Consider the following 24,930-nt stretch of genomic DNA (forward strand, 5'->3'; position numbering starts at 1 on the left):
CCAGTGCACCTGGGTAGGCCGACCCAGGAGCCTTCCATGTCTTTCGATTCGCTCGGCCTGCTGGCCGAACTGCGGCGCGCGATCGCGACGCAGGGCTATACGACGCCCACCCCGATCCAACGGCAAGCGATCCCGGTGATTCTCGCCGGACGCGATGTGCTGGCCGGCGCCCAAACCGGCACCGGCAAAACGGCGGCCTTCACGCTGCCGATGTTGCAACGGCTGCACACGACCGACCGGATTTATCCGGGTCGTGGTCCGCGCGCGCTGATCCTGACACCGACCCGCGAATTGGCCGCCCAGGTCGGTGACAGCATCGCGACCTACGGCGAGCACTTGCCGCTGCGCTCGACGGTGATCTTCGGCGGCGTCGCGATGCCGCCGCAGGTCGAACGCCTGCGCCGTGGCGTCGAGCTGTTGACGGCGACGCCGGGCCGACTGCTCGACCATGCCGGCCAGCGCACGCTCGATCTGTCCGGGGTCGAGATCCTGGTGCTCGACGAGGCCGACCGGATGCTCGATATGGGCTTCATTCACGACATCCGCCGGGTGCTGAAGCTGCTACCGCCAAGGCGCCAGAACCTGCTCTTCTCGGCGACCTACTCCAACGAGATCGAGCAACTCGCGAGCGGTCTGCTCCAGGATCCGGCGTTGCTCGCCGTGGCGCGTCGCAACACGGCCGCCGAGGGCGTCGCCCAATCGGTCCATCTAGTCGACAAGGCGCGTAAACGCGACCTCCTATCGCATCTGATCCTCGACGGGGGCTGGAAGCAGGTCCTTGTCTTCACGCGGACCAAACACGGCGCGAACCGGCTCGCCGAGCAGCTCGTTCGCGACGGCATTACCGCCGCGGCGATCCACGGCAACAAGAGCCAGAACGCCCGCACGCGGGCCCTGACGGACTTCAAGCGCGGCGACGTGCGCGCGCTGGTTGCGACCGACATCGCTGCGCGCGGTCTGGACATCGACCGCCTGCCGCACGTGGTCAACTTCGAACTGCCGAATGTGCCCGAGGACTATGTCCATCGCATCGGTCGCACCGGCCGCGCCGGCAGCGATGGCTCGGCGTTGTCGTTGGTCTGCCCCGAGGAGCACAAGCTGCTGATCGACATCCAGCGGCTGCTGAAGCGCGAGATCCCGACCGTTGCCATCACCGGCTTTGACTATCGATCCCCTGCGGCGCCCACCCCATCGAACGGCGCGGCAGTGACCGCGCGTGACGCGGGCACAGTCAGGTCTGCCACCCAGCCACCACGCGCCAGGCGCCGGTCCAGACCAGCCCAGGGCACCAACCCAAGGACATCTGGCGAACGACGATGAGCTAGGGCACAATCAGACTTGGCCGGCTGGCCAAGCCGCTGCTGGAGCCGGGCTCCCCTGCATCAGGGCCCCGAATAATGGTCGCATGACCCTCGTTTCTGGCTTAAGGGGACCTTGAAAAATTGCCATCCGGGCAATTTTTCAAGACGCGAAGCGAAAATGCGATTTCCGCTTTGCTGCATTGGCAGTTGCTTAGGCGACTGAAAATGGCGGGGCATCCTTGCCCCGCGCGGGCAGCTTGAATTTTTCGAGCTGCCCTTGAGCGGGGCGCGATTGGCGGAGACCTCGGGTTCTTCGAGGGGCGCCGGTGATTGCGCCAGGTTCTCGAGGTCGCGAACGCTGATCGCGATCCGGTGGGGCCATGGCTCTGGTCAAGGGCCTCGTGACGCATAGCGCTGGTTGGGATAACTAGACTCGCGCTGACCCGAGTGACCGGGAAGGCGATCGACGTTCGATTAATTCGTGCATTGATTATTCGACCGTTCTCTTCCTCTACAATGCACAGATGGCAATAGAGAATCGACGAGATGAATATCTACGTAGGAAACCTGGCTTACGGCGTCACCGAGGATGATTTGCGCGAGGCGTTTGGCACCTATGGCGAGATCAGCAGCGTCAGCGTGATCACAGACAAGTTCACCGGCCAGTCCAAGGGCTTTGGCTTCGTCGAGATGCCCAACAACGGGGAGGCGGATGCCGCGATCAAAGGCCTCAACGAGGCCCCGTTGAAGGGTCGTAACATGAAGGTCAACCAGGCCCGTCCGCGCACCGACCGCCCGATGCGCGGCGGTGGCAGTGGTGGTGGACGCCGCTTCTGACCCCAACGGGTGGGGTATCTGGAGACCCTGGTCTTTGTGGTCGGGGCCACCGAAACGGACACCCCGGGGCGGCCGCGCCCTTCGGCCGGCCTTCCCGGGGTAGACGAGACCGAAGTCCGGCGCGATTCGAGCAGACCGCGGCTTGTCCCGCGCCCCGGCTGCCGCTAGACTCGACCCCTCGCAGGGCGGTACAGGGCGCTCGTCGCCGGCCCACCTGAATCGACCGCCAGCCTCGAACGATCACGGCATCCCGTCACCATCTCGCATGCGCACCAGCCAATTCCCGCTTCACACCGTCAGAGAGACACCCGCCGATGCGGAGGTGATCAGTCATCGACTGATGCTCCGTGCCGGTTTGATCCGCAAACTCGCGGCCGGCCTTTACACTTGGCTGCCCCTCGGCCTCAGGGTGCTGCGCAGAGTCGAGCAGATCGTACGCGAAGAGATGAACCGCGCTGGCGCCCTCGAGGTCGCGATGCCGGCCGTCCAACCGGCCGAGCTGTGGCAGGAAACCGGACGCTGGGACCAATATGGCCCGGAGTTGCTGCGACTGCGGGATCGCCACCAACGCGACTTCTGCTTCGGCCCGACACACGAAGAGATCATCACCGATCTGGCTCGCAACGAACTACGCAGCTATAAGCAGCTGCCGATCAATTTCTATCAGATCCAGACGAAATTCCGCGACGAGATCCGGCCCCGATTCGGCGTCATGCGCGCGCGCGAATTCCTGATGAAGGACGCCTATTCTTTCCATCTCGATGAAACCTCGTTGGCCGAGACCTATCAGGCCATGTTCGACACCTATTGCCGGATCTTTCAGCGCTGCGGACTGGATTTTCGCCCCGTGCTGGCCGACACCGGAAGCATCGGCGGACACAGTTCACACGAATTCCACGTCCTGGCCGCGTCGGGAGAGGATGCCATCGCCTTTTCGAGCGACGGCGATTTCGCCGCGAACGTCGAACTCGCCGAGGCTGTCACGCCAGATGGCAACGCCCCCCCGCCGAGCGAGCCACTGCGCCTCGTCGACACACCGCAGGCCCGGACCATTGCCGATCTCGTTGAACAGTACGCTCAGCCAATCGAGCGCACCGTCAAGACCTTGGTCGTGGCCGCATCCGACGCCGTCGAGAGCGACCTGGTGGCCCTCCTGGTCCGCGGCGACCACGAATTGAACGCCATCAAGGCGGCGAAGCGTCCCGAGGTGGCCACACCCTTGCGTTTCGCGACCGAGACCGAGATCCGCGAACGGATCGGCGCCGGTCCCGGTTCGCTCGGCCCACGCGGTCTGCCGATCCCAGTCATCGCCGACCGCGCGGTCGCGGTGCTGGCGGACTTCAGCGCCGGGGCCAACCGCGACGGTCAGCATTGGTTCGGGTTGAACTGGGGGCGCGACCTGCCGCTACCGCCGGTCGCCGACCTGCGCAACGTCGTCGACGGCGACCCGAGCCCGGACGGCCGCGGCTATCTGAAGATCGCCCGTGGTATCGAGGTAGGCCATATCTTTCAGCTCGGCCGCAAATACAGCGAGGCAATGAAGGCCACCGTGCTCGGCGAAGACGGGAAGGCCGTGACCCTGACCATGGGCTGCTACGGCATTGGGGTCAGTCGGGTCGTCGCCGCCGCGATCGAGCAGCATCATGATGAACGCGGCCTGTGCTGGCCGGCACCGCTGGCCCCGTTCACGGTCGCGCTGCTACCGATGAAGCGGGATAAGTCCTTTCGCGTCCGCGAGGCCACCGACCGAATCTACCAAGACCTGAAGGCAGCGGGCATCGACGTCCTGCTCGACGACCGTGACGTCCGTCCCGGCGTCATGTTCGCGGATATCGAGCTAGTCGGGATTCCACACCGGATCGTGATCGGCGACAAGGGCTTGGATGCCGGAACCGTCGAATACAAGGGTCGCCGGGACGCCGACCCTCAGTTCATCCCGCTGGACGGAGTCTTACCCTTTCTACGCGAACGGCTCGCCGCCGGGCCGACCCCGTAACGCGCGATCGATCCTCGCGTTCCTTTCGACCCACCGGGCGTCTGAAGCGCGCCCCCGCACCCAGGACCAATGACCCCATGAGCCGAGTGGAAGCCTTCGACCGAGCGCAGTTGCTGCAGTGTGGCTACGGAGAGATGTTTGGGCCGGGCAATGCGCAATTGCCAGTCCCGAACATGCTGATGCTCGATCGAATCCTCAAGATCACCGACAGCGGCGGCGCCTTCGGCAAAGGCGAGATCCTCGCCGAGCTCGATGTGACACCCGATCTCTGGTTCTTCCAGTGCCATTTTCCCGGCGACCCGGTCATGCCCGGCTGTTTGGGGCTCGACGCCCTGTGGCAATTGGTCGGTTTTTGGCTTGCGTGGATCGGTAACCCCGGACACGGTCGCGCCCTCGGCGTTGGCGAGGTCAAGTTCTTCGGGCAGGTCCTGCCAACCGCGAAGACCGTGACCTACAAGGTCGACCTAAAACGGGTCATCAGCCGCAAGCTCGCGCTCGGCATCGGTGACGGAAGCGTCGAGGTCGACGGCCGTCAGATCTACACCGCCAAGGATCTGCGCGTCGGCCTCTTCATCTCGACCGAGGGGTTTTGAGACCGCCACTGGATCGGTACCAAACCCCGCGTGCCTGCGGTCCTCGGAGACCGGTTACCCCAAACCCTGAAAGACTCGTGACAGCCGCTCTGCGGTGCCACACACGCCATGTGGCACTCAGAACCGAGTGCCGCTCGGGCCGATAATGACGCACGAGGCCGAAGCGGGCGTTCGCCCCGCGGTTCCCGGTAGAGGGCCGCGAAAAGCCTTGAACTCGGACGACAGTTCGCGCCGCCGCCATGAACGAGATTCCGCTCTCCGCCCTGTTTCTGTCGCTGCTGTTCTTGCTCGTTCTCTCGGCCTTCTTCTCCGGTTCGGAGACCGCCCTGATGACGATCAACCGCTACCGGCTGCGTCATCGCGCCGACCAGGGCCACCGTGGCGCGCGTCTTGCTCAAGCCCTGCTCGACCGTCCGGATCGTCTGATTGGCCTGATCCTGCTCGGGAACAACTTCGTTAACATCTTGGCCTCGTCGCTGGCGACGATCATCGCGCTGCGCATCGGCGGTGACAACGCGATCGCGGTTGCCGCCGGCCTCCTGACGCTGGTGATCCTGATCTTCTCGGAGGTCACGCCGAAGACCCTGGCGGCGTTGCATCCGGAGCGGCTCGCCTATCCGGCGGCGTTCATCTACACGCCGCTGATCAAGCTGTTCTCGCCACTGGTGATCCTGGTCAGCCTGATCGCCAAGATCATCTTACGCTCTATCGGTGTGCACGCCGATGGCACGGCAAGCCAAACGCTGAGCCGTGAGGAACTGCGTACCGTGGTCAACGAGGCCGGGGCGATGATTCCCGAGCGCAGTCGCACCATGTTGCTCGGGATCCTGGATCTCGAGCGGGCCACGGTCGAGGACATCATGATCCCGCGTCACGAGGTCGAGGGGATCGACCTGCAGGATCCGCTCGATGACATCCTGCGCACGCTGCACAATGCGAGCTATACGATCCTGCCGTTGTTCGATGGTGGTGTCGACAATGTCATCGGCACGCTGCACATCCGCGATATCTTGCGCCTGTCGCGCGACCGCGAGGAGTTGTCGAAGGAACAACTGCGCGAGATCAGCCGCGCACCCTATTTCGTGCCGGAGGGCACGCGACTGTATCAGCAACTACTGAACTTTCAGCGGGAGCGGCAACGAGTCGCCTTGGTCGTCGACGAATACGGCGACTTCCTCGGCTTGGTCGCGTTGACGGATCTGCTCGAGGAGATCGTCGGCGAGTTCACCACGGATCCCGCGGATAACATCCCGGAGATCATGCGTCACGCCGACGGCGGCCTGCTGATCGATTGCGGTATCACGATTCGCGACCTGAATCGCTTCATGCGTTGGAAACTGCCGACCGACGGCCCCAAGACCCTCAACGGGCTGATCCTCGATTACATGGAAACGATCCCCGAACCAGGGACGAGCCTGATGCTGCACGGGCACGTCCTGGAGATCCTGCACACGGCAGACAATGCGGTCAAAACGGTCCGCTATCGCGGCGGCCCGCTGCACATGACAGAGGACGACACGGCGACCCACCCTCCCCCGCAGCCCGAAGGATGACCTCGGGACGCCATCGGGTGCCCGCCCTCGTGGTGCCCGCGACGAAGCCGGCGGCGAGTCGCGGGTTGCCGATCGTCACACGACCTCGTCGTGACCGGCGCGATAGTCATCGTTGGCGGTGGAACCGCGAGGTCCCGTTCGCCAAGCGTCGCGCGCACTCCTTGTGACGTTTTCTCGGAACGGTCAAGGCCGTCCTGACGAGCTGCCCCCAGCCGGACCTATTCGTCGTTCCTGGCTTGGATCGGCGTCGGCCAGCCCCTAGCTCTCCAGTATGAATCACGAGCGTCTCATGGCCAACCGGGTCCGCAACCTGCTTCAAAGCGTCGCTCTGATCTGGTCGCTAGCTGTGCTGCTAGGCTATCTCGCCTGGGTCATCGGCGGGGTCTTCTTCGCCATGGCGGCGCTCGGCGCCGTTCTGGTGCTGTCGCTTGCCAGCCCGCAAGCCTCACCACGACTCGTGCTGCCCCTCTATCACGGACGCTTCCTATCAGATTGGGAAGCACCGCGCATCCGTGCGATCGTCGCAGAACTGGCCCGCCGGGCCGGCCTGTCGCGCGTTCCGCATCTTTACTATATTCCGTCGCCGGTCATGAACGCCTTCGCCACGGGTCACCGCAATGAATCGGTGATCGCGCTGTCCGACGGTCTGCTGCGTCGTCTGACGCACCGCGAGCTTGCCGGAGTCTTGGCGCACGAAGTCAGTCATATCGCCAATGACGATATCCAGGTCATGGCCTTTGCCGATCTCGTCAGCCGCATCACGAATCTGTTGAGCCTCGCCGGCCAGGTGCTGCTCTTGATCAGCCTGCCTTTGGCCATCCTCACCGGTATCCCGATCCCTTGGTTGACGATTCTGGTGTTGGTCTTGGCTCCGACGCTGAGTGCCCTCGTGCAGCTGGCACTGTCACGGAATCGGGAATACGAAGCCGATCGGCGTGCCGCGGAATTGTCCGGAGACCCGGAAGGCCTGGCGCTCGCGCTGACCAAGATCGAACGCATTCAAGGCCCGCTGTGGGAGCGCATCCTGATGCCGCAGCGAAAGGTCCCAGACCCTTCGCTGCTGCGGACACATCCGCCCACCGAGGATCGGATCAAGCGCCTCATCGACCTTGCCCCGCGGCAACGCAAGCCGCTGAGCATCGAGATACCGCAGCAGGTCATCGCCAGCGAGCTGGCGACGCTCTTGCGCCCCAACACGCCTTTGCGGCCGCGATCGCGTTTCGGCGGCCTGTGGTTCTGACGACCGTGACACCTGACGCCGCTGACGTGGTTGGCGCGAGGTCCGTCGCCAATCGACCCACGGACGGAAACGCAGATGCGACTCGAGGTTTGCCGCGTGCGGCCGGCGGGGCGCCGTGTTCGCCTCGGCTACCCCTTCGGCAGTATCGCCGGCACACCGAACAGATAAGGATGCAGGAACACACCGAGCGCGTAAAGCGCGATACCGCCGCCGGCTCCGGCCAAATCCCACAGCATCGATTTCGTCTCTTTGCTCTTCGTTGCCCCGCGGCGGTTAGCCGAGATCATCGCGAACACGCTGTACACCGCGAAACTGCCAAAGAAGACCATCGCGGCCAGGTGTCCATTCGCCAGCAGATGCGCGACGGACCAGAGCAGCACCGCGGTCAGCATCGGGTGACGGAGGTAGCGCTTGACATTGCTCGGTACGTACGCCAGAACTAACAGCATCGCGGCCGGCAGCATCAGGCCCGGCGCCAGACTCATAGTGAACTCATTCGGCTCCCAAACCGGCATGATCGGCGCATCGCGCTTGCCGATCAGCGCCAAGACCAACCCGGTCACGGCGATCAGCGAGAAGATGCCCTGAAACGCAAGCATGCCCAGCCTGTCCCGCAATGGCTGATACACCGATGAAAAACTCGGCAGCGTGTGGACTGCGAAAAACAACAATAGTCCCAAAATCAACAGCGTCATCGATCAACCCCTATGCTTCGTTACGACCAGCCCGGTATTTTACGCTCGACGACTCCTCGTAGGCGACGGCCAAAGGGGCCTCGATGAAACCGCTCCGATCCGACCCCGACGGCGGCTCGATTCCCGTCGACGCCGGCGAGATCTCGACCGATGCCACATCGTCGCCAACGGCGCGAAACGAAGCGAGCGGCGCGTTCACGGGCTGGCCGAAGCCCGATTATCAGGGTGGTGGACTCGTCAATTTGATGAGCAGCCTGATCCAGGCACGGGGCGGACGCTCGGCTTACCCGGCGCTGACGACACTGTCGGTCAGCGAGATTGCCGGGATCACCAATCTGATCCTGCTGGTCATCGACGGGCTCGGCGCCGAATGGCTCGAACGCCGCGCCCCGGACGGGCTCTTGAGCCGTCATCGCCGGACGACCATGACCTCGGTCTTTCCACCGACCACGGCCGCGGCCATCCCGACCTTCTTGACTGGCCAGGCCCCGCAACAACACGGTCTGACGGGTTGGCACACCTGGCTGCGTGAACTGGGAACCGTGATGACCGTTCTTCCGGGGCGACCGCGTTATGGGGGACCGGGTTACCGGGAAGCCGGCCTCGACCCGGCCGGGCTGTTCGAGGCCAAACCACTTTTCGAGCAGATCGATGCCAGCAGCCATGTGCTCTCGCCGACACGGATCGCCCACTCCGATTTCAACCGCGCGTACAGCCGCGGGGCCCAGATCCGAGCCGCCGACTCGTTGACCGCGATCCTCCGCGAGGCACGAAAGATCGTACGCCGGGGCCGTGGCCCCCAGTACCTGTATCTCTACTGGCCCGAACTCGACCGCCTCGGCCACGAACAAGGCATCGAGGGTCCGGCGGCGTGGGCGCATCTGCATGAGATCGAGCGAGCGATCGCCGATTTTCTCGACGATATCACCGGGAGCGATACGCTGCTGCTCGTCACGGCCGACCATGGTCAGCTGGACACGACCCCTGCGGAACACATCGAGCTCGCCGATCATGCCGATCTGGCCGATTGCCTGATCCTTCCACTGTGTGGCGAACCCCGTGCGGCCTTCTGTTACCTGCGTCCAGACCGCATCGCCACCTTTCTAGAACTCGCACGGGGCCGGCTCGACGCCGTGGCCGAAGCCCACGCCAGTCGGGACCTGATCGCCGCCGGACTCTTTGGATCCGGCCCGGTCAATCGCCGCCTCGCCGACCGGATCGGTGACTACACCCTTCTCATGCGCGGATCCTACGCGATCCACGAGCGACTGCTGACCGAGGAGGCTCACACGCTCATCGGTGTTCATGGCGGACTCAGCACGGCCGAATTACACGTTCCGCTGTGTTTGTTGCGGGCCTGACGAACAGGGAGCCGATGGTCTCGGGCGATCAGGGACAGCACAGGGCGCGAAAGACCGCGCCAAACGCCGCTTGGCACCAACTACCCCGGGACATCGATCATTCCTTGTTCTTGTATGCCGTCACCTCGATCTCACAAAGCCAGTCGTCCCGGCACACGTTGCAATCGAGCAACGACAAGCACCGGTCGATCGGGAATCCATAGCGCCGCGCGATCTCCAGACACGGCTGGTAATCGCCCTTTCTCTTCAACCACATCATCCCTTGCGCGATATCTGCGAATCCCATGCCGACGCTTTCCAAGAGATCGGCGATGCAATCGAGCGTGTGCTCGAATTGCCGTGCGATGTCGGCCACGTACTTGACCTCGCCTCTTTCGTCGGTGGAGGCCGTTCCACTGATGAAAGCGATCCGTCCACGGGGCGCGGAGACCAATATTCCACGGCTAAACATCTTATTGTATTCGATTGGCTCGTTCTGCATCGAGCAGTGCATCTGATCGATTTGAATATCCTTGCCATCGATCGCGAGGAACTCGAGTGAAATGTGCCCGGAACGGTTGATCAGGCTTTGAATTCCGGTACTCGCAGGAATGAAGTCAGACCCGTTGAACCAGGTCGAGAACCAGCCATCTCTCACTTGATTGATCAACTCGTAATCGCGAAAGATATCCTTTGCAAAGAACCACTTTCGAACGATACGATTGGCTTTCAGATCGGCTTGATCGAGCAACCGCGAAAGCCCTGTATAGACCTTGTTGAACGAATCGAACGAGATAGTCTCCCCGGTCGACAACGGATGACTGAACAACATCTTTGTGTCATCCGACTCGAGCATCACTCCGAAGTCGAGCTGCTCGAGGCGACATGACCCGTTGACGGCAATCATCGAGCGCTGCACCGGAAGACTGCTATCGTTGAATATGACCAACGGATCGCGGCTAAGAGGTGTGACCGTGCCCAATCGTTCGGGCGGAGTGACAATCCTTTCCTGTAACACGACCAGGTTCTTCTCCCGTATGTACTGGTCGGCGCTTCCATTCGCGGCGTCCTTGTCCACAATGTATTCAAGTATCAAGTCTCGACTGACTTGGCATTCCATTCTGGACATACCTCAGGTAACGAGTTTGCTATCGGCGACCTCCGGATCGAACCGGGGCCATGAGCTCTTCGCTGACTACGCGAAGTGTCCAGCGGCGGGATCGCCGCCTGACCACGCACCAGCAACGGTCCTCGCATCTGCGTATCGCGCACGCCGGTCACCGAATCTCACCCATTCGAGACCGGGCCGCGTCGACCAACGGCTTCGGCCCGAACGGATCCGGGCCGCCGCTGGTATCGAACCGAGAACCAGGTTCCATTCATTTGAGCCCAGCAAACCCATGGCGGGGCGAATCGCTGCCTCGCATCGAGATAGCCCCGGATCGGGTACCCATTCGAGCCAACGCATCGCTACACAGCCACTGCCTGAAAGCAACGCCCACCACTGACTTACGATAAGCCTCGGCGTCCTTCCATATTCGCGATCCCAATACTAAACATTTGGCATACCACGATTGTCTGCCGGACAACATCGGTTAGCGCTACGGCGCCATCCCTGAGGCGAAACCCCGTCCCGTATGCCGCACGCGCCTCCCGCAAGGGTGACCCGGGAGCCCGCGCTCACGGAGCAGGTTTCACAGTCGCACCGCTTCGGCGACACACCAGGAATCCCCTCAACGATCGTCCGGAGGCCAACACGAGTCGATACACGGGATGACCCGCCTTCAAGGACATTCTGGCTCGCAACAGCGCGTCGGTCGCCAACCGACCCGGTATCTTAAGACCTGTGGTCAGGCTATTGCAAAAGAGACTCCCCATAGGGCCACCCCATGACGCGGTACCACGACCGACGCTGGCACGACGCGCGTCGATCTCGCCCCCAACGATCACCGCCGTTCGACGCCCCGCAGCCCTTCCATTGCGCACGGGTCACCCCATGGACGAGGCCGACTCCCAAAAACCGTCGACCCTCGTCGTATGGGCCGAGACATGGAATACCTTCCCCTTTTCCCGCTTGCGCAGGTTGAAATGGGCTTTGACCTCCCCGCTATCAAAATCGATGATATAGAAGTCGAAAAAGGAATTGCAGTAGAATTGCTCGCCATCCTCGGAGACCTGCAACCCATAAAGCGGCATGACGCCGGTCTTGATCTTCTTGTGTAGCGTCATCGTCTCCGCATCGATGATGATGATATAGGGTGACGAAATGCTACCGAGATATTTTCTACCCTTGTTCTTGAACACAAAATGCCAGGTTGCGCGGACGAAGTCTTTCCCATCGGTGAAGGTCGCCACCCGCACCGGCCCCGAATCCGTGATTCGATACTTGTGAATCGCCGCGACACCGACGAACGCGCCCACTTCCTTGGTCACGAAACCCAAGGTTGCAAACCAGGTCAAATCCTTGTTTTTCGTCTTATCGGACTCGGTGACCTTGTCCTTGATGATGATCCCGATCTGGTGCTCGGAAACATAAATGACATGGGGGTCGTCAGGATCGACCTCGACATGCGCAGACGACTTGAGGCCCGGGATCTCCCAGTGCCGACCTTCGACCAAGTCGACGATATAGATGGAGCTCGGTTCGAACTGATGCTCATCGTCTAGAGCGAATCTCAGATCGCTGAAGATGGCATACCGACGATCGGTCGTTACACGAAAACCGTCGACCAGGAAACAGTTGATATCACCCTGCCACAAGGTTTGGACCTGGCCGGCATCCTGATGGTAACGCTTGATTGAAAAGCGATTCTTCAAACCCGGCTCGACCGAACCCATGCGGATGTGGCCGCGCAGATCATAGGTCAGCAAGTCGATACTATTGGACTCTTTGTCGTAGGCAATCTGCGGCCCAAGGAGATCATCTTCGCTCGTCGGCACGATCGAGGTGACCGACTTTTCTCCAAGATCGCATATCAGTGCATTGTGACTGCCTGCCGTCCCGATCCAGAATCGCTGCTTTCCGATATGGGTTACATGGTGGGGAAGCAGACTCCCGACCAATAGACCGAATTGCTTGAGGCCATAGGTTCCATCCTGAAACAAGGCGCGCAGCGTTGCAAAATGGCGATATTCGACGTAATTGTTATTCTTGACCGCCTGCAGCCGCCTATAAAAATTCTGCAGCGTATAGGCTGCACTGACATCGATCACATGACATTTCGCATGCAATAAATCCATCACATAATAGGAATGCATACGCAACGGGTTACGTACGCATCCATAAAACACCACCGAATTCAGCGCCCGATCATTGGTGAAATCCAGGGTGCGAAACCGAGCCGCAATGCTTTTCTTATCCATCGCCAAGAACTCGAATTGCAAATCGATGCAGAACCGTCAACTAGATGACAATTGAGTGAATGCTACCAGATCGCTTGAAACCAGGCAAAGCACCGGATATTGGAGGCCACGGGCGGCCTGTCGCGCCGGATCAATCCGTGTCCCCGCTCGCCAACGGAACGATCATGCGGCTAACCGGGGATGGGCGACGTCGAGATCGGGTTTCCGCGCCGTGCCCCCGGTGATACCTTACGCGCCGTTGACCGGTGCTCCACCGCGGACGCCCGTCGAACCCACCGGCCTACGTGGGATCATCGCTCGCGCGACTACCGATCGCTCACTACGGGGAACCGCTACATGGTCGATGAGCCGACCGCCGTCACAGCGGCTTTTATCGTCTACCTGACCCTGATGCTCGGTATCGGGATCTGGGCGTATCGCAGCACGAGAGACTCGTCGGGCTACTTTCTCGGCGGGCGGCGCCTCGGCCCCTGGCCCGCGGCCCTGTCGGCCGGCGCCTCGGATATGAGCGGCTGGCTGATGCTCGGCCTACCGGGCTTCGCGTTCGTGGCCGGCATCGATGCCTTGTGGCTTGCCGGGGGGCTGCTGGTCGGAACCTGGCTGAACTGGCAACTGGTCGCGAGGCGTCTGCGCACTTACAGCTATCTCGCCGACGATGCCTTGACGATACCCGAATATTTCGCCAATCGCTTCGGTGACCATGGCCACCTGCTTCAGCTGATGTCGGCCTTGTTCATCCTGGTGTTCTTTCTCTTCTACACCAGTGCCGGCCTCGTCGCGGGTGGCAAGCTGTTCGAAACGGTCTTCGGCCTCGACTACCAGCTCGCGCTGGCGATCGGCGCCCTATTCGTCGTCTCCTACACGCTCTTCGGGGGCTTTCTCGCCGTATCCTGGACCGATCTCGTGCAGGGCCTACTGATGGCCGCAGCACTGCTCCTGGTGCCGATCGTCGCGATCCAAGCCAACGGCGGCGTCGTAGCGACCGTGACGGCGGTCGAACAAGGACATCCCAATCTGCTGGCGATCGGCCTGGATGGTGATGGCACCCCGCTGTCCTGGATCGCTATCGTCTCGCTGATGGCATGGGGTCTGGGTTATTTCGGTCAGCCTCATATTCTGGCGCGCTTCGCCGGGATCCGTAGCCCGGGCGACGTTCGAGCGGCGCGCCGGATCGCGGTCGGTTGGTCGGCGCTGACGATGATCGGCGCGATCCTGGTCGGCGTCACCGGCATCGCTTATGTCGACCAGCACCTCGATGGCCAGCTCGCAGATGCCGAGACCATCCTGATGGTGTTGGCCAATGCCCTGTTTCACCCAGTCATTGCCGGGATCCTGCTGGCCGCGATCCTCGCGGCGATCATGTCGACGGCCGATTCCCAACTGCTTGTCTCATCGTCCGCGCTGGCCGAGGATCTCTATCGCCGGGTCTGGCGCCCCGCGGCCGGGCAACGCGAGATCGTCGCGGTCGCGCGGATCTCGGTCATCCTGCTCGCCGTCATCGCCGCCTGGCTCGCGCTGAGCCCGGACAGCACGGTCCTCGGGCTCGTCGGCTACGCCTGGGCCGGTTTCGGCGCCGCATTCGGCCCCGTTCTGGTGCTGTCACTCTATTGGCGGCGGATGAACTGGGCAGGGGCCTTGGCTGGGGTCCTGACCGGCGGGTTGACGGTCGTCATCTGGAAACCACTCGAAGGTGGCTGGTTCGACCTCTACGAGATCGTTCCCGGGGTGGTGCTGGCGACCCTCGCGATCCTGGTTGGCAGTCTGATCACCAACCCGCCGCCGCGGTCGATCGGAGATACCTTCGACCGCTTCCGTTCACAACTCTGACCTGTGCCGCAGCGCTGGTGGGGCGCGGCGCCGCTGGGCCAATCAAGCCCACGGCGGCGCGCCCGGGTGGGTTCTCGTCGCTGGCGAAAAGGCCGAAGCCCCCGACGAAGAATGCCTGCTGACCCATCGCGGCAGCCGATCGATGCCGATCGGCTCGGTCTTGCGCCGCCCAACGACCACCGGGGCATGACGGTCGACCAGGTACTGCCCTCGACGCCTTGGCGCTCGTCGTATTCGCGACCCTCGGACCCTGTTCAGGGCCTGTCGAGTCGTCCTGTGGACTTGTTCAGCCGCTGATGCGCAACCGCTGGCCTACCCGGATCGTGTTGTCGTTCGGCGCCATCTGGTTGAGGCGGCGCAATTCATCGACGCTCAACTCATATCGCAGCGCGACACGATACAGGTTCTCGTTGGGCTGGACCACATGATGACGAACCGGCGCCTGCGCCGGCGCGACCCGGCTGGCCGCTGGTCTCGCTGGGGGTGCCGGAGGCGCAGCCGCGCGGGGGGGCGTCGTCTGAGCGACCAGGATCGCCCGCGGCTCGGGATGGCCGGCCACTCGGTGCAATGCGCCACGCGGCAGCCACACGGTACTGCCGGCCGGCAGCGTCGCCTGACCGTTACGAACCGGATCGCGCCACGCGAGATTCAGGTCCGCGAGCTGCGGTACTGACACCCCATAATGCCGGGCGACATCCGTGGCCAACAGGTCACGACGCAGAATCAAACGATCCTCCTGGAGCGGTTGCGCGAACCGGACCCCTTCCGGGAAGTGGCGATGCGGTTGGCTCGCCACCTCGCGCGCCGCCAGGAAACTCGCATAGAAATTCCTGGACGAGAAGCCGAACGCTCGGCCGCGATAGTTTCGCGCGATCGCCCCGAAATCATCCCCGAACTGGGCACGTGCGTTCAGCATGCCCCCGACGCCATGATTGTACGAGGTCACGGCCAACGGCCAACTGCCGAGACGATTGTGCGCGTTGCGCAGGTAACGCGCCGCTGCGTCGGCGGCGATGACCGGATCGAGGCGTTCGTCGACAGCGGAGGTCACGCGCATGTACTCTCGACCCGTGGCAGGCATGAATTGCCAGACCCCGGCCGCACCGACGCCGGATCGAGCATTCAGCTGAAACGACGACTCGACGTGCGGAAGGTAAGCGAGATCCTCGGGCACCCCATGAGTCCGCATGATGTCGCGGAAGATGGCGTCGTACCGCCCGCTGATTTCCAGCCCGCGATGGAAGCGTTCGCGCAAACCGCGCTGGACGCGGATCCGTTCGGAGGCCCCGGCGACCGCGTTCGGGCCTCCGGCCGACACGAGCCGATCCCGCAATTCCCGCTCATCACGGCTCAAGCGCTGACCGGACGCATGCTTGATCTCGAGGTCCGCGAGGCGTCGCTGATGATACAGGCGGCGCGCCTGAACGAAATCACGCTGTTCGGGCGTGTATCCCTCACGCACCGGCCCCGGCAACCTGGCTACCTCGTAGACGACCCCGAGATGCTCGTTGTCATGGATCGCCACCTCTCCGCGGCTCCAGGAGGCGTAGACATTGCGCCAAAAGGCGACATTGTCGGCGATCTCCGGCGGTTCCGGGAAGACTCCGGTCGCACGGTAGTCAACTCGTTCCGGTGCGGAGGCGCATCCGGCCAGCAACAGGATCAAAACAAGCAGCAACGGCAGACGCCGGTCCGCAATCGATTCGAACATGGTCGACCCCCTCCCAAAACGCTGGCCGTGCGCGTCTGTATCATAGACGCACACGCCGGTCAGCAGCGCACGAGCGGCCAGGTACCCCCCGAGCCGCCTCAACCCCTTATAGAGTAGTCTGGCCGAGTCTCTTTGCCCAGTCCGGAATGACCCTAAGTCTTTCGTGCATCCAGAGGCTTATCGCGCATTCATCGCCAACTGGGTAAACTGTCGGCCGTTGTCATGCGCAGCCAGGCCCCGGCGATTTCGGTGGCCAAGCGTTCGCTGAGGCGCTCCCACAGATCGCCTTTTTTCGTGAAATCAACGAACTTTTCCGCGCCGATCAACTCGCGCGCGACGTAACTGGCACTACCCAAGCCATCGACCAAGCCCATCTCGACGCTCTGCTCGCCACTCCAGAACAAGCCGCTGAAGATCGCCTCATCCCCATTGAGACGGTCGCCACGGCCGGCCTTCACGGCTGCGATGAATTGCTGATGCAACTCATCGAGGACCCCTTGGAGAAAATCCCGTTGCTTGTCGGTCATCGGCGAGAAGGGATCCAGAATCCCCTTGTTCTGGCCGGCCGTCATCAGGCGCCGCTCGATACCGAGCTTGTCGATCAGTTCCTCCAGACCGAAGCCATCGATCCGCACCCCGATCGATCCGATCAGGCTTGCCTTATCCGCATAGATCTCGTCAGCCGCGACGGCGATGTAATAGGCTCCCGACGCGCACAGGTCGGCCGCCACCGCGTAGACCGGCATCGCCCGGTCGTGATCCTCGAGATACTGGGCCTTGAGCCGCCGGATCTCGTCGTTGATGTATCCAGCCTGCACGGGGCTCCCACCGGGACTGTTGATACGCAGGACCACGCCACGCGTGCGCTCGTCCTCGAAGGCGGCCCGCAGCGCCCCGACGACGCGGTCCGCGCTGGCTCGCGTATCCGGCGCGATGATCCCTTTGACCTCGATCAGGGCCGTATGTCCCTCGCCGTCCCTGACGCGATCGACCAGATCCTCGGCATAAAAGGAAATCAGGACCGCGAACAGGTAGACGAGGAACAACCCCTTGAAAAAACTCGACCAACGCCGTCGACGACGGCGCTCGCGCAGGTACTCGTTGGCCATGTGCCCGATCATGGCCTGCTCCCAGTTAGGGGCACCCGGCTGGGGCAAATCCCGACCAGCTCGTCTCCAGAATCGCCAATTCATGTTGTTCCTTCTCTTCTATCTCGTTCGTTGCCGGACCCCGGACCTGACTGGCCATCGGGGATCGGATCGTGACATTCCAACCAGGCCGGCAGCTCGCCCAGCACCTCGAGGCAGCCCAGCGGGCGATGTGCGAGCAATCGTTCGCGCGCGTGGACGCCGTAAGCAACGGCCAAGGCACCGACACCCGCGTTACGGGCCATTTCCATGTCGTACTCGGTATCGCCGACCATCAAGGTCTCGCTCGGCGCGATCCGCAGCTCGTCCATCAGCTGGAGCAGCATCTCCGGGTGGGGCTTCGATCGCGTCTCATCCGCGCACCGCGTCGCTTGAAAGAACCCATCGAGCGACGTGGTAGCCAACGCCTCGTCGAGCCCACGACGGCTCTTTCCGGTCGCGACGCCCAACCGGTAGCCGCGTCGGTCCAGCCACGAGAGGATGGCACGAGCATCCGGGAAAAGCTCCGATGGTGTCTCGTTGCCGCCCAGAAAATGCGTACGATAACGATCCTCGACCGCCCGCCGGGCCTCGATGTCGGCGTCCGGCCACAGCATCGCCATCGCCTCCTCCAGCCCGAGTCCGATCACGTTGCGCGCTGCCTCGACGGGCGGCGGCGGTTCACCGATATCGACGAACGCCGCTTGAATGCACGCGACGATCCGGGCCTCCGAATCCATCAGAGTCCCATCCCAGTCGAACACGATCAGCCTCAGACTCACGATGGACCTCCCAAGGTCATCAATAGCGCCTCCAATTCATCCGGAAGTGGCGCCTGCACACGCAGCCGCCGACCATCGGCGAGTCCCGGTATCCCGAGACTCGCCGCATGCAGGAAAAGCCGCTTCAGCCCGCGTTGGCGAAACCGGCGGTTCGACTCGGCGGCGCCATATTTCTCGTCCCCGGCCACGGGTTGTCCGAGATAAGCGGCATGAACCCGAATCTGATGCGTGCGCCCGGTCAAGGGTTGCACCTCGACCAGGGTCGCCCCGGGCAGCACGCGCAGACGCCGGAACCGCGTCCTCGCCGGCTTGCCGTCGCGTGCGTCGACACAGACCATCCGCTCGCCGCCGCGCAGGCGATACTTGCGCAGTGGGGCTTCCACCACCACTTCGGTCCGCGGTAGTTCGCCGACCAGCAGCGCCAAATAGCGCTTGTCGATATCCTGTTCACGCAGAAGACGATGCAATTCGCGCAGCAGACTGCGCCGCTTGCTGATCAACAAGCAGCCCGAGGTCTCGCGATCCAGACGATGCACCAGCTCGAGACCCTGCTCCGGGCGGGCCACGCGAACCTGCTCGATCAAACCATGACTGAGCCCGCTGCCGCCATGGACAGCCAGACCAGATGGTTTATCCAGGATCAAGAGGGCATCATCCTCGTACAGGACCGCGTCGTCGATCCACGTCAGTCCGTGCCTCGGCGGATCCGGTGCGTCGGACGCCGCCGCCATCCGCAAGGGAGGGATCCGTATCTCATCGCCGGAACACAGACGGTAGTCGGGCTTGACGCGACCTTTGTTGACCCGCACCTCCCCTCGGCGAAGCAGGCGATAAATCCGACTCCTCGGCACACCCTTGAGATGACCGATCAGAAAGTTGTCGATCCGCTGCCCGGCGCCATCGCAATCGATACGCAACCATCGCGGACCAGGATCGGCAAGACTCGACGAACACGATGACGCGGCCACAGGCATCAATTGATGGGAAGTATGAAGGTTGCTAATATCGGTCACTTGCGCTGCCCAATCCTTAAGCGAATTTTCGGGCGGCTAGCCCCCTTGACCGGCCCCAGGCCCGGACCGATGCGTACACGCCGTCGCCGACCCTCCGACCACGCAGGGCATCCGAGACGACCGGAGGCAAAGGTCCCAACCAGGTTCGGCGAGGGTGGGCGGATTGTACACCGAGATATCCGCTGGTGCGTCTTCAGCCGGGCTTGGCTGCGCAAGCGTAAGCCCCGGCGCCCTACTAGCCTCCTCCGGGACTGCGAACGAACCTCGCCGCAGATCCCACTGAACCACCGCCGTCTTTGCGGCGGTACCCTATTTGAATACCTGCGGCACGGTCCACTCCATGCAACCTTGGCCGGACGTTGACGAGAACCCATCATCCCGCTGCCTTCCAGCTCGGAACGGGGCTCTGGGTCAAGGCGGCAGAACACGGAACGCGGGTCGCTTCGCGACGAACGGGATTCGCGCTGTGACTTCGGGCTGGGGCACGTGCCGATGGACGAAACAGGAACCACATGAAACGAATGCTGATCAACGCGACGCAACCAGAAGAATTGCGCGTCGCGACCGTTGACGGTCAACAGCTTTACAACCTGGATATCGAATCCCCCGGGCGGGAACAGAAAAAAGCCAATATCTACAAGGGTCGGATTACACGAATCGAACCGAGCCTCGAGGCCGCGTTCGTCGATTATGGCGCCGAACGCCACGGCTTCCTACCCCTCAAGGAGATCGCACGCTCCAATTTCGACCCGGACGGCGTCAAGCCCGGCACGCGCATCAATATTCGCGACGCGATCAAAGAAGGACGCGAAGTCGTCGTTCAGATCGACAAGGAAGAACGAGGCAGCAAAGGGGCGGCACTGACCACCTTCATCTCGCTGGCCGGTCGTTACCTGGTCTTGATGCCGAACAATCCCCGCGCCGGCGGCGTCTCGCGGCGCATCGAGGGGGAGGATCGCACCGAGCTGCGCGCAGCCATGAGTCAATTGCAGATTCCCGAGGACATGGGACTCATTGTCCGAACGGCAGGGGTCGGCAAGAACGTCGAAGAGCTGCAATGGGACCTGGACTACCTGCTCCAACTGTGGCGCGCGATCGAGAAGTCGGCGGCCGAGCGCGCGGCCCCGTTTCTGATCTATCAGGAAAGCGACGTCATCATTCGATCGATTCGCGACTATTTGCGCGCCGACATCGGCGAGATCGTGATCGACGACCGCAAGGTTTACGAGAAGGCCGAGCAGTTCATGCGCCAGGTCATGCCCGGGAACCTGAAAAAACTGCGCCTCTATGAGGATGAGGTACCGCTCTTCACGCGGTACCAGATCGAGAGTCAGATCGAATCCGTCTTCCAGCGGATGGTGCAGCTCCCATCTGGCGGTTCGATCGTCATCGATCATACCGAAGCCTTGACGTCGATTGACATCAACTCGGCCCGCGCGACCAAGGGGGCCGACATCGAAGAAACCGCGCTGAACACGAACCTGGAGGCGGCCGATGAGATCGCCCGGCAACTGCGGTTACGCGATCTCGGCGGCCTGTTCGTCATCGATTTCATCGACATGACGCCGGCAAAACATCAACGCGAGGTCGAGAATCGGCTGCGCGAAGCACTCAAACAAGACCGAGCCCGTGTTCAGGTTGCGCGGATCTCCCGTTTCGGCCTGCTCGAGATGTCCCGCCAACGTCTGCGGCCATCGCTCGGCGAAGCCAGCCAACAGGTGTGCCCGCGCTGCCGCGGTCAGGGCACCATCCGCAGCGTCGAGTCCCTGTCGCTGTCGATCCTCCGCATCATCGAAGAGGAGGCGATGAAGGACAATACGCAGCGCATCCTCGCGCGCTTGCCCGTCGATGTCGCGACCTTCTTGCTCAACGAGAAGCGACGCAGCATCCTCGACATCGAGCAGCGCCAGGATATCGAGGTCATCCTGTTGCCGACCAAGCATCTGGAGACCCCCGACTACACGATCGAGCGGATCCGCTCGCAAGATCTGGCCAAGTATCCAAGAGAACAGGCCAGCTATGCCTACACAGCGACGACCGAGAGCCCGGCGCTCGCCGCGGGGCGCGCACCCGAGGCCCTCAAGCTGCAGGAACCAGCCGTCAAGCACATGACGCCGCTCTCGCCGGCGCCACGGCCGTCCGAGCCCGAGGCGCTCCGCACCCGACCAGCGGCCTACCCGCGCCCGCCGGGCCGTGTTCAGTCGCTGTCGTCCGAACCCACGCCGGGGACCGGTGCCGAGCGGCATCCGGAGCCCTTGTTGAAAAGGATCTGGACCAGCATCTTCACGCCGCGTCCCCATTCCGACGACGAGACATCGGCCCACCCCCCCGGTCCGGCTTATCGCCGCGACCACGAATCCGACCCAGGCGCCGAGGCGTCGTATAAGGGCCGCGACCAGGATGACGGGGACAAGGACCAACCGAGGCACCGCGTCGACCAGGGCTCGAGCCAAAAGCGACCTATACCAGCCTCGATCGCCGGACCCGCCCTGGCGGAAGGGACGCTGTCGCACCGCCGTGACGGCCCGACCGCCAACGGTGAAGCGGACCACGGCCGAGCCAATGAACGTCGCTCCCGCGGGCGCGGCCGGCGTCCCGGCGTCGATGGATCGCGCCGCGGTGACCCACGCGGGCGCGGATCGTCTGGCCAAGAGGAGCGAGGCGATTCCGCGCACGATCAGTCCAAACCGGACAATAGCGCCACGGGATCGAATCGACCGTCGCCTTCGCGAGGCGTTGAAGCCAACGGGAAGCGACCGGCGACGACCGCCGACACGACGGCGGCGAGTCAAGGCCGGGCGCTGATGCTCCCGACCGACGCTGTCGTTGCGCCATCGACAATCCAGCCACCTCGGCTGCCCACTGCCGTTCCCGACGACGAGGCACCGACCGACCAGCAGGGATCCGAGGTGGTGTCCGCGAATCCGACCGATCAAGCACCGACCAAATCCCGCTCGAGTCGCCGACGGCGCGGCGGGCGTGGTCGCCGGCGCCCTGCCAGCCAGCGCGACGACGCGAGACCGGCCCCCGGCGAGGATTCGATCCCAACGCAGGGGGCTCCAACCGCGGAAGGGACAGCACCGGCGCGAACCGAGTCCCGGCCTGACGAAGCCGCGCCGCGGACGCCGAGCGGCCAGTCGCTCGTTGCGAGCGACTCGGCGCCCTCGTCCTCCACTGGTCCACAGCCTTCCACCGACTCGACCGCCATCGGCGGTGCGCCACAACCGTCTATGAGCGACAGATCGCCGCAGGGCGCGGCGCCCGGACCGGGCTTGACCGATCCAGCGGTGGCGACGGGACCGACGGCCGGTCATGCGGCGTCTCGGGGTGCCGACTCGGATGCCGACTCCGGGTCGCACGCGCCGCAGTCGGTGGAGCCGGATCTACCCCCGGCAAGGACCACGGTCCCGTCATCGGAGGCCACCAGCCGGCTCGCCCCCGAACCGTCGGAGCGAGACCGCGATCACCCGTTTACGCCGCGACCGGACGCGGATGTCAGCCATAGGGAGTCGGGGCGAACAGACGCGCCGACCGACCATCTGGACGCCCCGAAACCGGCACCCGCGAGGCCGGCTGGTTCGGCCGCCACCATCGCCGACCCAGGTCCCGCGACCGGCGACCCGGCGCCGGATGCAGCCGGACCCGCTCCGCGCCGACAGGAGGGCGGCTCGTCGCATCCAGGACCTGTCGCAGACGGCTCGGGAGATGCGGATTCGCGGTCATCCTGACCAGAAACGCGCCCTGGCGGCGCGGGGTCACCATGGCCATGGTGGCCCCGCGTCGCTCGCGTGAGCCGCGAACCGTTCGCGCCTCCCGATCGCTTCTCGTCCACCGAGGCGCAGACCTGGTTTGCTCACGCGGTCAATCGTCGACGAGATGCCGGCGACGGATGTCGGCGAGCAGACCCTGCGCGGCCGCCTCGACCATGTCGAAGACCCGCTCGAAACCATTCGGCCCGCCGTAATAGGGGTCCGGCACCTCGCGGTTCGGCCACTCCGGCGCGAAGTCCATGAATAACTTGAGCTTATGAGCCTCACTGCGAGGACAGATCTGCGCCAGCAACCGCCGGTTGTCGTCGTCCATCGCTAACACATAGTGGAAACTGGCGAAATCCTCGACCACCACTTGGCGGGCACGGATTCGACTCAGATCGATGCCGCGGGCCCGAGCGGTCTTCTGCGCACGCGGATCCGGCGGATCTCCGACATGGTAAGCATGGGTACCAGCCGAATCCGTCACGATCCGATGCGCGACCCCGGCATCTTCGATCAGCCGTCCAAACACGCCTTCCGCAGTCGGGGACCGGCAGATATTCCCCATGCAAACGAAAAGCACTCTGACAGGCAAAGCCTTGTTCATAGGATGTCCCCCATAGCCGGCGGGTCAATGCCGCACCGAATGCCACCGCGAAGCAGGCACCAACTGGTCAGCCGCGATGATAACGCAAGGCGTCATCCACCCGTGCTTCGGACAGGCACGATCCGAGTGCCGAGACTGGGATCGCCATGATGCACTGCACCAGCTTGAGGCATCGCGGGATCACAGCGTGCGACCAGAGCACCCAGACCGACCGAAAAAATGGCCCGTGAAGCGATGCCAAGATGCGATAGAACAAACACTAACCTTGAAACACAGCGGCGATGGAGCGAGGTAGGCACAGATCATGCTTAATCAAACTCGAAAAGGCACTCTGCCCCATCGTCTGCGTTCTCTGACCTCCTCAGTGGTGATTTACCCCCGCCTCACAGCGGGGGCATTTTTTTCCGCCGATCAGGATGGTCGACGCTGCGTCGCCAGCCATGCCACTACCCTGCCCAGATCCGCATGCGTATCGACTCCAGGCGGTCCCGGCGATACCGCCGCGAGATCGACATGGATAGGTACCCCATGCCAGAGGGCGCGCAATTGCTCGAGGGATTCGGCGAGCTCGAGCGGCACCGGCGGCCAGGCGACGAAACGGGTCACGAACTCGGCTCGATAGGCATAAAGCCCAATGTGACGAAGAAACAGCCTGTCGCCCGGCAGGCTCGACTCGCCTTTCAGAAACTCATCGCGATGCCAGGGTATCGGTGCCCGGGAGAAGTACAGGGCCATGCCCTCGGTGTCGGTGACCACCTTGACCACGTGCGGATCGAACAGCACTCGGCGATCGGTGATCGGTTCGGCCAAGGTCGCAGCACCCAGTCCATCGCGAGCGGCCAGGTTCGCCGCGACCTGATCGATCAATGCGGCGGGCATCCCTGGCTCGTCGCCCTGTAGGTTGACGACCAGGGTATCATCCGCCCAGCCTCGCAGCTCGATCACCTCGGCGATTCGGTCGGTGCCGCTGGGATGGTCCGAACGCGTCATCTGGACATCGGCCCCGAAGCGATGACAAACGGCCCTGATCCGTTCGTCGTCGGTCGCGATCAAGACCTCCTCTGCGCCGGACGCACAGGCGCGCTCGTAGACGTGTTGCACCAAGGGCCTTCCTGCGAGGTCGACCAACGGTTTGCCGGGCAAGCGCGTCGAACCATAGCGCGCCGGGATCACAACCTTGAAGGTCATCGAGC

18 protein-coding genes are annotated in these 24,930 nt (G+C 63.2%); 9 read left to right on the forward strand and 9 right to left on the reverse strand.

The window, feature by feature from the left end:
* Nucleotides 1–36 precede the first annotated feature (36 nt).
* The 6 genes from ABC977_RS08470 to ABC977_RS08495 all read left to right on the forward strand — a co-directional run bounded on the left by ABC977_RS08470 (nucleotide 37) and on the right by ABC977_RS08495 (nucleotide 7,520).
* Complete coding sequence (locus tag ABC977_RS08470) at nucleotides 37–1,320, forward strand: DEAD/DEAH box helicase (RefSeq protein WP_369666813.1); 1,284 nt, start codon at nucleotides 37–39, stop codon at nucleotides 1,318–1,320.
* Between the two features lie 527 nt (nucleotides 1,321–1,847).
* A complete protein-coding gene (gene rbp / locus ABC977_RS08475) occupies nucleotides 1,848–2,138 on the forward strand; it encodes an RNA-binding regulator (protein WP_369666814.1) in 291 nt (96 codons plus the stop codon).
* A gap of 265 nt (nucleotides 2,139–2,403) precedes the next feature.
* Complete coding sequence (locus tag ABC977_RS08480; protein WP_369666815.1) at nucleotides 2,404–4,134, forward strand: proline--tRNA ligase; 1,731 nt, start codon at nucleotides 2,404–2,406, stop codon at nucleotides 4,132–4,134.
* 77 nt (nucleotides 4,135–4,211) lie between these two features.
* Nucleotides 4,212–4,727, forward strand: a complete 516-nt coding sequence (gene fabA, locus ABC977_RS08485) for a 3-hydroxyacyl-[acyl-carrier-protein] dehydratase FabA (RefSeq protein WP_369666816.1) — start codon at nucleotides 4,212–4,214, stop codon at nucleotides 4,725–4,727.
* Nucleotides 4,728–4,966: 239 nt separating this feature from the next.
* Nucleotides 4,967–6,280, forward strand: coding sequence for an HlyC/CorC family transporter (locus ABC977_RS08490; RefSeq protein ID WP_369666817.1), 1,314 nt, complete (start codon nucleotides 4,967–4,969; stop codon nucleotides 6,278–6,280).
* Nucleotides 6,281–6,569: 289 nt separating this feature from the next.
* Complete coding sequence (locus tag ABC977_RS08495; RefSeq protein WP_369666818.1) at nucleotides 6,570–7,520, forward strand: zinc metalloprotease HtpX; 951 nt, start codon at nucleotides 6,570–6,572, stop codon at nucleotides 7,518–7,520.
* Between the two features lie 128 nt (nucleotides 7,521–7,648).
* Here the strand turns inward: ABC977_RS08495 and ABC977_RS08500 are convergent, their stop codons facing one another.
* On the reverse strand, nucleotides 7,649–8,215 hold the full coding sequence (locus tag ABC977_RS08500) for an NnrU family protein (RefSeq protein WP_369666819.1): 567 nt from the start codon (nucleotides 8,213–8,215) through the stop codon (nucleotides 7,649–7,651).
* An 83-nt stretch (nucleotides 8,216–8,298) separates the two neighbouring features.
* Between ABC977_RS08500 and ABC977_RS08505 the strand changes: the two genes are divergently transcribed.
* Nucleotides 8,299–9,576 carry an alkaline phosphatase family protein gene (locus tag ABC977_RS08505; protein WP_369666820.1) on the forward strand — a complete coding sequence of 426 codons (1,278 nt, stop codon included), beginning with the start codon at nucleotides 8,299–8,301 and terminating at the stop codon, nucleotides 9,574–9,576.
* Nucleotides 9,577–9,673: 97 nt separating this feature from the next.
* On the opposite strand, the gene ABC977_RS08510 is transcribed toward ABC977_RS08505, so the two are convergent.
* Together ABC977_RS08510 and ABC977_RS08515 are read right to left on the reverse strand one after the other, a co-directional pair.
* Nucleotides 9,674–10,633: a Rid family hydrolase gene (locus ABC977_RS08510; RefSeq protein WP_369666821.1), complete on the reverse strand. Its 960-nt coding sequence runs from the start codon at nucleotides 10,631–10,633 to the stop codon at nucleotides 9,674–9,676.
* A gap of 911 nt (nucleotides 10,634–11,544) precedes the next feature.
* A complete protein-coding gene (locus tag ABC977_RS08515) occupies nucleotides 11,545–12,918 on the reverse strand; it encodes a hypothetical protein (protein ID WP_369666822.1) in 1,374 nt (457 codons plus the stop codon).
* A gap of 336 nt (nucleotides 12,919–13,254) precedes the next feature.
* Between ABC977_RS08515 and putP the strand changes: the two genes are divergently transcribed.
* Entirely contained in the window at nucleotides 13,255–14,745 is a 1,491-nt protein-coding gene (gene putP / locus ABC977_RS08520; RefSeq protein ID WP_369666823.1) for a sodium/proline symporter PutP, read from the forward strand.
* 286 nt (nucleotides 14,746–15,031) lie between these two features.
* Here the strand turns inward: putP and ABC977_RS08525 are convergent, their stop codons facing one another.
* The 4 genes from ABC977_RS08525 to ABC977_RS08540 all read right to left on the reverse strand — a co-directional run bounded on the left by ABC977_RS08525 (nucleotide 15,032) and on the right by ABC977_RS08540 (nucleotide 19,282).
* The gene (locus ABC977_RS08525) at nucleotides 15,032–16,456 is read right to left on the reverse strand and encodes a lytic transglycosylase domain-containing protein (RefSeq protein WP_369666824.1); all 1,425 of its coding nucleotides are present in this window, start codon (nucleotides 16,454–16,456) and stop codon (nucleotides 15,032–15,034) included.
* A gap of 188 nt (nucleotides 16,457–16,644) precedes the next feature.
* A complete protein-coding gene (locus tag ABC977_RS08530) occupies nucleotides 16,645–17,649 on the reverse strand; it encodes a S49 family peptidase (protein WP_369666825.1) in 1,005 nt (334 codons plus the stop codon).
* Nucleotides 17,646–18,365 carry an HAD-IA family hydrolase gene (locus ABC977_RS08535; protein WP_369666826.1) on the reverse strand — a complete coding sequence of 240 codons (720 nt, stop codon included), beginning with the start codon at nucleotides 18,363–18,365 and terminating at the stop codon, nucleotides 17,646–17,648. The genes ABC977_RS08530 and ABC977_RS08535 overlap by 4 nt, the downstream gene beginning before the upstream one ends.
* Nucleotides 18,362–19,282: an RluA family pseudouridine synthase gene (locus tag ABC977_RS08540; protein ID WP_369666827.1), complete on the reverse strand. Its 921-nt coding sequence runs from the start codon at nucleotides 19,280–19,282 to the stop codon at nucleotides 18,362–18,364. The genes ABC977_RS08535 and ABC977_RS08540 overlap by 4 nt, the downstream gene beginning before the upstream one ends.
* Before the next feature lie 608 nt (nucleotides 19,283–19,890).
* Between ABC977_RS08540 and rne the strand changes: the two genes are divergently transcribed.
* Nucleotides 19,891–23,106, forward strand: coding sequence for a ribonuclease E (rne, locus tag ABC977_RS08545; RefSeq protein ID WP_369666828.1), 3,216 nt, complete (start codon nucleotides 19,891–19,893; stop codon nucleotides 23,104–23,106).
* Between the two features lie 133 nt (nucleotides 23,107–23,239).
* On the opposite strand, the gene ABC977_RS08550 is transcribed toward rne, so the two are convergent.
* The gene (locus tag ABC977_RS08550; RefSeq protein ID WP_369666829.1) at nucleotides 23,240–23,737 is read right to left on the reverse strand and encodes a low molecular weight protein-tyrosine-phosphatase; all 498 of its coding nucleotides are present in this window, start codon (nucleotides 23,735–23,737) and stop codon (nucleotides 23,240–23,242) included.
* A gap of 411 nt (nucleotides 23,738–24,148) precedes the next feature.
* A complete protein-coding gene (kdsB, locus tag ABC977_RS08555) occupies nucleotides 24,149–24,925 on the reverse strand; it encodes a 3-deoxy-manno-octulosonate cytidylyltransferase (RefSeq protein WP_369666830.1) in 777 nt (258 codons plus the stop codon).
* Between the last annotated feature and the right edge of the window lie 5 nt (nucleotides 24,926–24,930).

It is taken from the genome of Thioalkalicoccus limnaeus (genome assembly GCF_041197575.1).
Taxonomy (GTDB): domain Bacteria; phylum Pseudomonadota; class Gammaproteobacteria; order Chromatiales; family Chromatiaceae; genus Thioalkalicoccus; species Thioalkalicoccus limnaeus.

Coding starts and splice junctions, on each gene's coding strand:
- putP (WP_369666823.1), top strand. CDS start 13,255: ATGGTCGATGAGCCGACCGCCGTCACAGCGGCTTTTATCGTCTACCTG.
- ABC977_RS08525 (WP_369666824.1), bottom strand. CDS start 16,456: ATGTTCGAATCGATTGCGGACCGGCGTCTGCCGTTGCTGCTTGTTTTG.
- ABC977_RS08495 (WP_369666818.1), top strand. CDS start 6,570: ATGGCCAACCGGGTCCGCAACCTGCTTCAAAGCGTCGCTCTGATCTGG.
- ABC977_RS08480 (WP_369666815.1), top strand. CDS start 2,404: ATGCGCACCAGCCAATTCCCGCTTCACACCGTCAGAGAGACACCCGCC.
- ABC977_RS08500 (WP_369666819.1), bottom strand. CDS start 8,215: ATGACGCTGTTGATTTTGGGACTATTGTTGTTTTTCGCAGTCCACACG.
- fabA (WP_369666816.1), top strand. CDS start 4,212: ATGAGCCGAGTGGAAGCCTTCGACCGAGCGCAGTTGCTGCAGTGTGGC.
- ABC977_RS08505 (WP_369666820.1), top strand. CDS start 8,299: ATGAAACCGCTCCGATCCGACCCCGACGGCGGCTCGATTCCCGTCGAC.
- ABC977_RS08530 (WP_369666825.1), bottom strand. CDS start 17,649: ATGAATTGGCGATTCTGGAGACGAGCTGGTCGGGATTTGCCCCAGCCG.
- ABC977_RS08515 (WP_369666822.1), bottom strand. CDS start 12,918: ATGGATAAGAAAAGCATTGCGGCTCGGTTTCGCACCCTGGATTTCACC.
- ABC977_RS08490 (WP_369666817.1), top strand. CDS start 4,967: ATGAACGAGATTCCGCTCTCCGCCCTGTTTCTGTCGCTGCTGTTCTTG.
- kdsB (WP_369666830.1), bottom strand. CDS start 24,925: ATGACCTTCAAGGTTGTGATCCCGGCGCGCTATGGTTCGACGCGCTTG.
- rne (WP_369666828.1), top strand. CDS start 19,891: ATGAAACGAATGCTGATCAACGCGACGCAACCAGAAGAATTGCGCGTC.
- rbp (WP_369666814.1), top strand. CDS start 1,848: ATGAATATCTACGTAGGAAACCTGGCTTACGGCGTCACCGAGGATGAT.
- ABC977_RS08550 (WP_369666829.1), bottom strand. CDS start 23,737: ATGAACAAGGCTTTGCCTGTCAGAGTGCTTTTCGTTTGCATGGGGAAT.
- ABC977_RS08470 (WP_369666813.1), top strand. CDS start 37: ATGTCTTTCGATTCGCTCGGCCTGCTGGCCGAACTGCGGCGCGCGATC.